The organism is Lactobacillus helsingborgensis (assembly GCF_003173695.1).
In the GTDB taxonomy this organism is placed as follows: Bacteria; Bacillota; Bacilli; order Lactobacillales; family Lactobacillaceae; genus Lactobacillus; species Lactobacillus helsingborgensis.
In genome coordinates, this window is sequence record NZ_CP029544.1 from 1,390,548 (window position 1) to 1,402,199 (window position 11,652).

An 11,652-nucleotide genomic window follows, 5' to 3' on the forward strand; every position below is an offset into this window, starting at 1 on the left:
AACCTCCTACTTATTGAGAAATCTTGTTATCATCATCGGATTGATCTACAGGAGCATTAGTTTCTTCTGGCTCTGCTTCTTCATCCTCAGAATTTGCGGTTTCTTCGGCTAACTTCTTCTTTTGTTGTTCTTCAGCCATCTTGGATAAGGTATCAATATTCAAATGTTCATTTGAATCATCATCCATATCACGAAGTTCAATTTCCTTATGATTCATGTCAAGAACACGAATATCTAAACCAAGAGATTGCAGTTCCTTAACAAGAACGCGGAATGATTCCGGAACACCCGGTTTTGGAATTCTTTCACCCTTAACAATTGCTTCATAAGCTTTAACACGACCAACAACATCATCTGACTTGTAAGTCAATATTTCTTGTAAAGTATATGCTGCACCGTAAGCTTCAAGAGCCCAAACTTCCATTTCACCGAAACGCTGACCACCAAACTGTGCTTTACCACCAAGAGGTTGTTGCGTTACTAAAGAGTAAGGCCCAATTGAACGTGCGTGAATCTTATCATCAACCATGTGAGTCAATTTCAGATAATGCATGATACCAACTGAAACACGGTTATGGAATGGTTCACCTGTGCGGCCATCGTAAAGAACGGTTTTACCATCTTTATCAATACCAGCTTTATGAACTGTGTCCCAAACATCATCTTCATTGGCACCATCAAATACTGGTGTTGCCACATGAATACCTAAATTAGCTGCGGCACGACCCAAGTGTAGTTCCAAAAGCTGTCCAATATTCATACGTGAAGGGACACCCATTGGGTTTAAACAAATATCTACTGGTGTACCATCTGGTAAGTATGGCATATCTTCTTCAGGAACAACTGCAGCAACAGTACCCTTGTTACCGTGACGACCGGACATCTTATCTCCGACTTGAATCTTTCTCTTTTGTGCGATATAAACGCGGACTAAGGTATTAACTCCAGGAGAAAGTTCATCGCCATTTTCACGTGTATAAACTTTGACATCGCGGACAATTCCGCCACCGCCATGAGGAACACGTAATGAAGTATCACGTACTTCACGCGCCTTTTCACCAAAAATAGCGTGGAGAAGTCTTTCTTCAGCTGATAATTCAGTAACTCCTTTAGGTGTTACTTTACCAACCAAAATATCTCCGTCATGAACTTCGGCACCAACACGAACGATACCTTGACCATCAAGATCCTTTAGCGCATCTTCACCCACATTAGGTAGTTCACGAGTAATTTCTTCCGGGCCAAGCTTAGTATCACGAGCTTCAGATTCATAGTCTTCAATACTGATTGAAGTATAGACATCATCCTTAACCAGACGTTCAGAAAGCATGATAGCATCTTCATAGTTATACATGTTCCAAGTCATAAAGGCGATTATAGGGTTTTGACCTAAAGCTAGTTCGCCGTGATCCATTGTCGGACCATTAGCGATGACCTCGCCCTTTTCAACCTGATCACCCAGCTTAACGTTTGGCGTTTGGTTATATGATTTAGAGTTATTTGAGCGACGGTACTTTTCAAGGACATATTTATCCAAGGTACTGTCAGCACGTCTTACTCTAATTGTATTGGCATCAACATATTCAACTTTACCAGCTGCTTTAGCTAAAACTGCGGCACCTGAATCATGAGCTGCACGGTATTCCATTCCCGTACCTACAAGGCAGCTATGCGGATTAATTAAAGGTGCAGCCTGTCTTTGCTGGTTAGCACCCATCAAAGCACGGTTAGAGTCATCGTTTTCCAAAAATGGAATACATGCTGAAGCAACAGAAACAACCTGCTTAGGAATAACGTCCATGTAATCAATTTTATCTGGACTAACTTCGACGTTATCTTCCTTGTGTCTTGCTAAAACCAGATCATCCTTAAAGGAACCATCTGGATTAAGAGGGGTATTAGCACCCGCAATAATATAATTATCCTCAACATCAGCAGTCAGGTAATCAATTTTGTCAGTAACCTTATGAGTAGTCCAAGAAACGCGACGATAAGGGGTTTCAATAAAACCGTACTTATTGATAATCGCATAAGTAGCCAAGGAGTTAATTAAACCAATGTTAGGACCTTCAGGAGTTTCAATCGGGCACAAACGGCCGTATTGAGTATAGTGAACGTCACGCACTTCATAACCGGCACGGTCACGAGTTAAACCACCAGGCCCCAAAGCTGACATACGACGCTTGTGAGTTAGCTCGCCCAACGGGTTATGTTGATCCATAAACTGTGACAATTGTGATGAGCCAAAGAATTCTTTGATGCTGGCGACAATTGGTCTGATATTAATTAATTGCTGCGGTGTCACAGTTGAAGGGTCTTGAATTGACATTCTTTCCCTTACAACACGTTCCATGCGCGCCAAACCAATTCTAAATTGGTTTTGCAGTAATTCCCCAACACGACGAATGCGGCGATTACCCAAGTGATCAATATCATCAGTATTACCAATTTCATCTTGCAATAAGAAGAAATAATTAATTGATGCTAAAACATCAGCAGGTGTCAGATACTTAACTTTCTTGTCAATGTGACCGTTAGAAATTATCTTGACAACACGCTCTGGGTTAACTTTTGAGTAAACCTTAATTTCCTGCACATTAATAGGATCAGGTAAAACGCCCTCTTTAGATGGTTGATAGGTCACCATCTTAAAGTCATCACGATCAAGGTATTTTTCTAAAGAGTCCATTACTTCGTGGGTAACAACAGTACCCTTTTTAGCAATAATCTCGCCTGTATCCGGATCTGCTAAAGTTTCTGCTAAAGTCTGACCATATAAGCGGCTCTTTAATGATAATTTCTTGTTAACTTTATAACGACCAACCGGCGCTAAATCATAGCGACGTGGGTCAAAGAAACGTGCATAAAGAAGTGAACGTGAAGAATCAGTCGTTTTTGGCTCACCGGGACGTAAACGTTCATAAATATCCTTTAATGCTTCAGCTACACGGGAATCAGCCGGATTCTTATGGACGTCTTTATCCAAAGTAAATTGCAATGTATCACTTTGACCAAAAACATCTAAAATTTCATCATCTGAGCCGATACCAAGAGCTCTGACTAAAACAGTCAGAGGAAGCTTACGGGTGCGGTCAACACGCACATAAGATACATTTTTAGCATCAGTTTCATATTCAAGCCAAGCACCACGGTTAGGAATTACCGTAGTACCAAAAATCTGGCGGCCATTCTTGTCATAATCACCCGAATAATAAACACTAGGTGATCTAACTAACTGAGAAACGATGACTCTTTCGGCACCATTGATAATAAATGAACCAGATTCGGTCATTAACGGTAAATCACCAAAGAAAACATCTTGGGTTTTAATTTCACCGGTTTTTTGATTAGTTAATTTTAAAGTTACGTGCATTGGTGCGGCATAAGTCGCATCGTGATCACGTGCTTCATCGACGGTATATTTAGGTTTTTGCAGCTTATAACCTAAATATTCGAGGGAAAGCTTACCTGAAAAGTCACTAATTGGCATGATATCGTCAAAGACATCTTTAATACCCTCATCCAAAAACCATTGGTATGATTCGGTCTGCACATCTGTCAAGTTAGGCAGGTCCAACACTTCTTTAATGCGGGAAAAACTGCGTCTTGTCCGATGTTTGCCAAAATTCACTACGTGTCCGTTTAACAAGGAGAAAACACCCTTTCTGTCAGAGAAAGCTAATATTACATTTTGATTACAAATTCAAAAAGCCGGAATTTTATGCATAAAAAAGACAAAAACAACAATCGTCGTTTTTGTCCTTTATTATTTTGCTGGACAATAGATCAGCAAAATCCTGAAAATCAGCTTTTTTATCACGCACTACTATAGCAAACTATTAGTAGTGTGTCAATTATTTTACTTTGCGCCTACTAAATTATTTTTATCTTCTTTAATTACATCAAATTTCAAATGATTGCGACTGCAACCAATCTTTAATGTGTCTCCTGCTTGAAGGTCACCCTTAATAAGCATAGAAGCAATCTCATCTTCAATATCTTTTTGAATTGCACGACGCAGTGGACGAGCCCCCATCTCAGGATTATATCCATCTTTAGCAATCTTATCTAAAGCAGCACGGGAAATCTTTAGCTGTATGCCTTGCTTATGCAAACGATTGATTAATCTGCGCGTTAAGAGTGTTACAATCTGACGCAATTGTTTTTGATTGAGCTCATCAAAAATAATTGTCTCATCAATTCTGTTAAGAAATTCCGGTCTAAAGAATTGTTTTAAAGCCTGCCGTACCCGATCCTGACGCATTTTAACCTGACTGGTATTATCGGCATTAAAACCAACAGCTTGTGTTTCAAACAATGAACGTGAGCCTAAGTTAGAAGTCATGATAATAATAGTGTTTTTAAAGTCTACTTTTCGGCCCTTTGAATCTGTTAAGAAACCATCTTCAAGAACTTGCAACAATAAGTTAAACACGTCTGGATGGGCTTTTTCAACTTCATCCAATAATACAACTGAGTATGGGTGACGGCGAACTTGCTCAGTTAATTGACCACCTTCATCATAGCCAACATATCCTGGTGCCGAGCCAATCAATTTACTATTGGCAATCTGATCCATATACTCGGACATATCAATTCTGATTAAATTATTTTCCGAACCAAAGATAGCTGCAGCAATAGCTTTTGCCAGCTCTGTTTTACCAACACCCGTTGGGCCCAAGAATAAGAATGAACCGATTGGTCTATTTTCATCTTTGATTCCGCTGCGGCTGCGGCGCACTGCCCGGCTAACAGCAGTAACTGCTTTATCTTGACCAATTATGCGTTTATGTAAATCAGTTTCCAGGTTGGCCAGCTGTTTAGTTTCGTCCCTATTCATTTGTGTAACCGGAACGCCCGTCCAGTTAGAAACTACTTTAGCTACATCTTCAGGCTGAACCACAGCATCTTTGCTAGTTGCCTGATCAAGTTTAGCAGTTAGCTCATCTTGTCTTCTCTGCAAGCTGTTTTGTCTTTCTTGCAACTGAGCAGCTTTGGCAAAGTTCTGGTTAACAGCAGCACGGTTTTTCTCACTGATTACTTTTTCAATTTGATCATTAATCTGCAATAACTGATTATTTGAACCTTTACCAGACTTAATCTTAACAGCCGCACTAGCCTCATCAATCAAGTCAATAGCTTTATCAGGTAAATACCTATCTGAAATGTAGCGACTAGAAAGATCAACTGCATTTTCCAAAGCTGAAGTTGAAATTTTAACATGATGGAACTTTTCGTATTTAGGCTTTAATCCGTTTAAGATTGCCAAAGTTTCACTTCTAGAAGGTTCATTTAACCTGACAATTTGGAAACGACGTGCCAAAGCCTGATCTTTTTCAACATATTTTTGATATTCATCAAAAGTGGTAGCACCAATCATTTGAATATCACCTCGAGCTAGGGATGGTTTCAAAATGTTGGCTGCATCAATTGAACCTTCAGCTCCGCCTGCACCAATAAGAGTATGCATTTCATCTACAAATAGTATGATATTGCCGTTGACGGTAATTTCCTTAATGATTTTTTTCATTCGGTCTTCAAATTCACCGCGGTATTTCGTGCCGGCAACCAGACCACCTAAATCAAGTGAAATAACCTGTTTTTTGAGCAAATCATGTGGCACTTTTTTAGCGACAATAGCAGTCGCAATAGCTTCTGCCACTGCTGTCTTACCAACTCCCGGTTCGCCAATTAAAACAGGATTATTTTTATTACGCCGAGATAGAATTTCGATTACACGGGCAACTTCGCGATCGCGGCCAATAACCGGATCAATTTCACCGTTTTCAGCACGTTCATTCAAATTAACCGATACTTGATCAAGAGTGGGCGTGCTTGAGTTTCTGTTCGTGCTTTCTTCAGAACCATTAAAGCTTGACCAACTATTATCGTCTTGCTCGTTTTCATCCATATCTTGCTCATCTTCACCTAAACTATGAAGAATATCATTACGTAAACCATCAAGATCGATATTTAAGTTACGCAAAATAACTGATGCCAGAATTTGTTCATTTAAAACCAAACCCAATAGAATATGGCAAGTTTTAATTTTAGAAGAGCCTTCACGTTCTGCCAAAGTGCCAGCATACGCTAAAACCATACTTAAACGAGGAGACATTTGCATAAAACTGGTTTTGCCAGCTGAGCCATATCCCGTATAACGTTCAATTTCCTCACGAATTGCCTTCGGTGTTGCACCCCAAGCCCGCAAATTTTTGCCAGCTTCACCATCAGATTCAATTACCATCGCGAGCAGTACATGTTCAGTACCAATCAAACGATGATGAAAATTCTGTGCCTGCTCTCGTGCAATTTCTAATACTTGGTTTGCACTAGTCGTATAAGATTTTTTCATCATAGCACCACCTTTAAAAATGACGTGTATACACTATAAACCTTTTTGAGAATTTGTAAAATATTCTGTTTGAGGCCAAATGTAAGTGTCATGTCAAAAAACTTTGCAATCATTATATCAAAGACAAGCACTTCTTGCGAATTAACATTCTTCTTTATTTAGTATGCTCCTAAAATGAACCACGGTAACTTGACTATTTGGTTTTAAAATGGGAGATGATTTTACCAACTAATAATGCAAAAAGTACATAAGCAATCATTCTAATTAAATCTTGGATAACTCTATTGGGAAAAACAATTTTTTGATCAATAAATAGACTATAACAGAATCCAAAAATAAAAAACGAAATGCCATAGATCAGGCTTTGTTCAATGCGGCTCATAGTTAAAAATTCTCCTAAAAAATTTATCACCAGATTTTAATAATTTATTTTTATTAGTATATTATTTTCAGTTTTAAAACTCAATTAGCTTTTTTAGTTCTTAAAGCCGGCTTTTCTTTCATGACAACGATTGTTAATTAAAATTGCTAAGAAATATTTGTTATTGCTTTGGTGAAGTATAAAAAAATCTCATACTTGCAAATTTAAAATTACAAGCATGAGATAGCGATAATCGGGAAAACAGGATTCGAACCTGCGACCTCTACGTCCCGAACGTAGCGCTCTACCAAGCTGAGCTATTTCCCGTTTATTAAAAAAACTCACCAAAAGCGGTGAGTCTTTTTCTTGAGAGCGGAAGACGGGATTCGAACCCGCGACCCCCACCATGGCAAGGTGATGTTCTACCACTGAACTACTTCCGCAAGACAAGTATTATTATAGCAAACCAATTTCAATTTGCAACCTTTTTTACCAAAATAAATCGCTGAAATTAGCATTCTAACGGGAAAGCTTGCCAGCTTAGAGTTTATACTCGAAACTTTTTTGGATTTCACGTTTTTTAGCTGCAATTTTTCTTTACAAAGAATACCTGTCGGTATTAGATTATTAAAAAAAGCAATTGATGAAGAAAGTCATAAGGAAACAAAATGCAAGAAGAATTGGAAAAAATGGTTCAGTTAGAGTCAGGTAAACTAAGTTTTACGGATAATCAAATTGACTTCATGTTACAAAATATTGGCAATTTGGATCCTTACTTGCGGGATGACGTTGTTTATACTCTTTTGGCCCGGGGTTTTACTGAGAATTCATTTATACCTGAGCAAAAAGCAAAAATTGTTACAACTTTTATTAGTTCAAGAAATTTATTTAAAGGTATCGAGCAACCACAAAATGACCTAATCTTTCTTAGAACGTTTAACGCATTACTTGGCGAACTTATTTTAGAATCAGATAATGACAAACCAATCTTAACAGATAGTGAACGTCAATTACTTTTTGACTGGAGCATTAGGTATCTAAAGGAAGAAAAAGATTTTCGTGGCTATGTGACAACAAAGGGTTGGGCACATAGTGTCGCGCATGGAAGTGATTTTCTGGGTGCAACTTTGAGTCACCATGATTTCAAGCCTAAGAGTGTAAGTGCAATATTTGATGTAATTACGAGCATTTTCCAAAATTTAAAAAATCCATTTGTTGATGATGAAGAGCAGCGAATAGCATTTGCTTTTTTTCAAGGCGTTCATTTCCAAAAAATAGCTTCAGCAGACTTTAATTCATTTGTTGACGATTTCGATAAGCAAATTTATCAGCAGCTTTTACATGATGATCGTGCTAACTGGTATTGCTTGAGTTCGTGGTTTAGGTTATTACAAAATTGGTATTTTTATTTTTCTACCAATAAGGAAGTTCAAGATAATCTACTTTCGAAAATAACTGCCTACAACGAAAAAATGGGTTTTACATTGTAGGCAAACTAAAAAAGAATCCTTAAAGAAGGATTCTTTTTTAGTAGTGTCATTAGCCAGCTTATTATAGTGCTAGCAAAACGATTATTTATTATTTTCTTTTTTCTTCATGTCTTCTTCGACTTCGCGTTCAATATCTTCAATTCGTTCAGGACGCATTGTTGGGAATAGTAAAACATCCCTAATAGCTGGTGCATCAGTCAATAACATTACCAATCTATCAATTCCGATACCCAATCCACCTGTTGGCGGCATACCATATTCCATAGCACGCAGATAATCTTCATCAATCATATCAGCTTCATCGTTTCCAGCTTCACGTTCTGCCATTTGCGCTTCAAAACGTTCACGCTGGTCATCAGGATCATTTAATTCAGAAAAGGCGTTGCCATATTCTTCACCCATAATGTAAATTTCAAAACGATCAGTAAATCTTGGATCATCAGCATTTTTCTTAGCCAGTGGTGAAATTTCAACTGGATGACCGTAAACAAATGTAGGGTCAACAATTGTTTCTTCGCAATATTTTTCAAAGAAAGCATTGATAATGTGACCCACTTTCCAGAAACTTTCAACTTTAATGTCATGATCTTCTGCAATCTTGGTAGCTTCTGCCACGCTCATTTCTTGCCAGAAATCAACACCAGTCTTTTCCTTAATCATATCTACCATATGAACGCGGCGGAATGGCTTGCCCAAATCAATGTTAGTCCCTTGATAAGTAATTTTACCATCATCAGATACGACTTTAGCAGCTGCGCGAATAATGCCTTCTGCTTCGTCCATGACATCATGGAAGTCCCAGTATGCACAGTAAGTTTCGAGTTCAGTAAATTCAGGATTATGGTGAGTGTCAAGTCCTTCATTTCTGAATACCCGACCAATTTCGTAAACTCTTTCCATATCACCGACAATCAAACGCTTTAAAGGTAATTCCAAAGCTATTCTCATGTATAAGTCAATGTCTAAAGCATTGTGATGAGTAATAAATGGCCGTGCTTCTGCACCACCAGGAATATTATGTAAAACGGGAGTTTCAACTTCTAAGAAGTCCTTGCTGTTAAGATAATCACGAATAGCTTGAATAATTTTGGTCCGATTAACAAAACGTTCATAGCTTTCTCTATTAGTAATCAAGTCAAGGTAACGTTGACGATAAATTTGTTCAACATCTTTTAAGCCGTGATACTTTTCAGGTAAAGGACGCAAAGCTTTTGATAAGAAAGTAACGTGAGTTGCACGAATGGTTAATTCACCCGTGTCAGTTTTCATAACTTCACCATCAATACCTAAAAAGTCGCCGATATCAGACTTTTTAAAGATCTTATAGTTGTCTTCACCCACAATATCCTTACGAACGTAAATCTGTATTTTACCGGTACGATCATATAAATCAGCAAAGCCAACTTTACCCTTGCCTCTCTTAGCTAACATCCTACCGGCTATTTTAGTCTTAGGTAGTTCCGCGTTTAGTTCATCTTTGTCATCTTCAGCATACTTTTCATTCAAAGACCGCGCTAAATCCTGTCGATCAAACTTTCTCATTCCAAAAGGTTCGATGCCATTTTCTCTTAATTCATCTAATTTTTGGCGCCGAACGATTAATTGGTCATTCATTTCACTTTTAGCCAATTACAATTCCTCCATTATTAATTAGTTTCACTTCTAGCAGCTCTTTGTTTTTGCCGCTTTTCATAATCGTCAACGAAGTTATCGAGCAAATCATAAACTTCTTGTGCTGTCCAAACCTCATTTATTTTAGCACGAGTACGAGCCGAACGGGGAACTCCCTTTAAATAGTAAGCAGCTTGTTGCCTAAACTCGGGAACAGCAATTTTTTCCCCTTTTAAGTCAACTAAACCTTTAAGTTGATGCTTAGCTGTGCCAACTTTCTCTCGTACTGTTTGCGGTTTTAGTCTTTCACCAGTTTCTAAGTAGTGTACCATATCTTTGATAATCCAAGGATTACCTAATGCTGCACGCCCTACCATCACAGCGGTAGAGCCAATTTCAGCTAGAGCTTTTTTGGCTAATTCTGGTGTCGTAATATCACCGTTTGCCACAAATGGAATATCAAGAACTTGAGCAACATCATGAAGTGTTTCCCAATCGGCTTCTCCCATATACATCTGCTTACGCGTTCTACCATGCATTGCAATCATGCTGGCACCAGCTTCTTGGGCCGCCAAAGCGTTTTCCACCGCAAAAATATGTTTACGATCCCATCCAATACGCATTTTAACAGAAACAGGTTTTTCAACATTTTGGACAACTTTATGTACCATCTGGTAAATTTTATTAGAATCCAAAAGCCATTTAGAACCCGCATCTGTTTTAGTAACCTTAGGAACAGGACAACCCATATTAATATCAATTATATCGGCTGCGGTATGCTGATCGATATATTGCGCTGCTTCAAGCAAAGTTTCTTCAGTACCACCAAAAATCTGAATACTCATCGGGTGCTCACGCGGATCCACCTTCATCATAGACATGGTTTTTTTATTACGATAAATGATACCGTGATCTGAAATCATTTCACATACGACTAGACCAGCACCAAATTCCTTACAAATCATTCTAAACGCAGAATTTGATACACCAGCCATTGGCGCCACAACAACTCGATTAGCAATCGTTAAATCGCGAATTTTCCAGCTATTATCCACTTAATCACCCTTTCAAACACCCTAATATCTTAACAAAAAGGATCATTTATGCAAAATCAACAGTCCTTTTCATAATAAAAAGGTAAGGCTATTTGATTAAGCAGTTCCATGTTTATCCTCAATAAAAAATTTCCCAGGCGCAATCCTGTTATAATACCGCAAAAATACTTTTTTAGTCTGATCGTCTACAGTTAAATTAATGACAGCTGCATTTTGAATCAAACTGATCTCCGTCATACTGGGAATTCCTAGTAAAGTTTGCACCAAAGTCCGAGATGCAATACCGTGGCAAACCAATAAAACAGATTCATGTTCATGATTATTAACCAATTCATGCCAGAAATCCATTAAACGATCTGCCAGGTGCTGATAACTTTCACCAGTACAATAATCGACATAATTTTCTTTAAAATACCCTAGTTCATCGAATGCTTGGGGATATTTTTCTTGTATTTCTTCAATACTTTGACCGTCCCAATTACCAAAATAAATTTCTTTCAGACGCTCATCGACATTAACCTCAAGCTTACCCTGAGCTAAAATTTCTGCAGTCTGACGAGCCCTGGTTAGTGGACTGGCATAAATATAATCAATCTTGTTAATATCAAAACTATCTCTTAATGTTTCAACTTGTTGTTTTCCCAATTTATTTAAAGGCAAATCAGTGCCAGAACCATTAATAGCTGCCACTTTATTAGTATCTGTTTGACCATGACGCACAATAAATACATTTAGCATTAATATTCTCCTTAAATCTTTATCCAACTTCTTCATTATAGC

General features: G+C 38.1%; 7 protein-coding genes and 2 tRNA genes. 1 reads left to right on the forward strand and 8 read right to left on the reverse strand.

The genetic code is table 11. From position 1 onward, the window contains the following. Window positions 1-10 precede the first annotated feature (10 nt). The 5 genes from rpoB to DLD54_RS06805 all read right to left on the reverse strand — a co-directional run bounded on the left by rpoB (window position 11) and on the right by DLD54_RS06805 (window position 7,159). Window positions 11-3,649 (reverse strand): DNA-directed RNA polymerase subunit beta, encoded by a 3,639-nt coding sequence (gene rpoB, locus DLD54_RS06785; RefSeq protein ID WP_109918674.1) that lies wholly within the window; start codon window positions 3,647-3,649, stop codon window positions 11-13. 210 nt (window positions 3,650-3,859) lie between these two features. Next, entirely contained in the window at window positions 3,860-6,355 is a 2,496-nt protein-coding gene (locus DLD54_RS06790) for an ATP-dependent Clp protease ATP-binding subunit (RefSeq protein ID WP_109918675.1), read from the reverse strand. A 193-nt stretch (window positions 6,356-6,548) separates the two neighbouring features. Continuing rightward, window positions 6,549-6,737 carry a hypothetical protein gene (locus tag DLD54_RS06795; RefSeq protein WP_046327491.1) on the reverse strand — a complete coding sequence of 63 codons (189 nt, stop codon included), beginning with the start codon at window positions 6,735-6,737 and terminating at the stop codon, window positions 6,549-6,551. A gap of 232 nt (window positions 6,738-6,969) precedes the next feature. Further along, window positions 6,970-7,043: transfer RNA gene (locus DLD54_RS06800), tRNA-Pro, on the reverse strand. 44 nt (window positions 7,044-7,087) lie between these two features. Next, window positions 7,088-7,159: transfer RNA gene (locus DLD54_RS06805), tRNA-Gly, on the reverse strand. Between the two features lie 225 nt (window positions 7,160-7,384). Here DLD54_RS06805 and DLD54_RS06810 point away from each other — a divergent pair. Further along, a complete protein-coding gene (locus tag DLD54_RS06810) occupies window positions 7,385-8,206 on the forward strand; it encodes a DUF2785 domain-containing protein (RefSeq protein WP_109918676.1) in 822 nt (273 codons plus the stop codon). Between the two features lie 81 nt (window positions 8,207-8,287). Here the strand turns inward: DLD54_RS06810 and lysS are convergent, their stop codons facing one another. The 3 genes from lysS to DLD54_RS06825 form a co-directional block, all read right to left on the reverse strand. Further along, complete coding sequence (lysS, locus tag DLD54_RS06815) at window positions 8,288-9,835, reverse strand: lysine--tRNA ligase (RefSeq protein WP_109918677.1); 1,548 nt, start codon at window positions 9,833-9,835, stop codon at window positions 8,288-8,290. 17 nt (window positions 9,836-9,852) lie between these two features. Beyond that, window positions 9,853-10,872, reverse strand: coding sequence for a tRNA dihydrouridine synthase DusB (dusB, locus tag DLD54_RS06820; RefSeq protein ID WP_046327494.1), 1,020 nt, complete (start codon window positions 10,870-10,872; stop codon window positions 9,853-9,855). A gap of 96 nt (window positions 10,873-10,968) precedes the next feature. Continuing rightward, window positions 10,969-11,610 carry a histidine phosphatase family protein gene (locus DLD54_RS06825; RefSeq protein WP_046327495.1) on the reverse strand — a complete coding sequence of 214 codons (642 nt, stop codon included), beginning with the start codon at window positions 11,608-11,610 and terminating at the stop codon, window positions 10,969-10,971. Window positions 11,611-11,652 lie beyond the last annotated feature (42 nt).

Coding starts and splice junctions, on each gene's coding strand:
- DLD54_RS06795 (WP_046327491.1), bottom strand. CDS start 6,737: ATGAGCCGCATTGAACAAAGCCTGATCTATGGCATTTCGTTTTTTATT.
- DLD54_RS06790 (WP_109918675.1), bottom strand. CDS start 6,355: ATGAAAAAATCTTATACGACTAGTGCAAACCAAGTATTAGAAATTGCA.
- DLD54_RS06810 (WP_109918676.1), top strand. CDS start 7,385: ATGCAAGAAGAATTGGAAAAAATGGTTCAGTTAGAGTCAGGTAAACTA.
- DLD54_RS06825 (WP_046327495.1), bottom strand. CDS start 11,610: ATGCTAAATGTATTTATTGTGCGTCATGGTCAAACAGATACTAATAAA.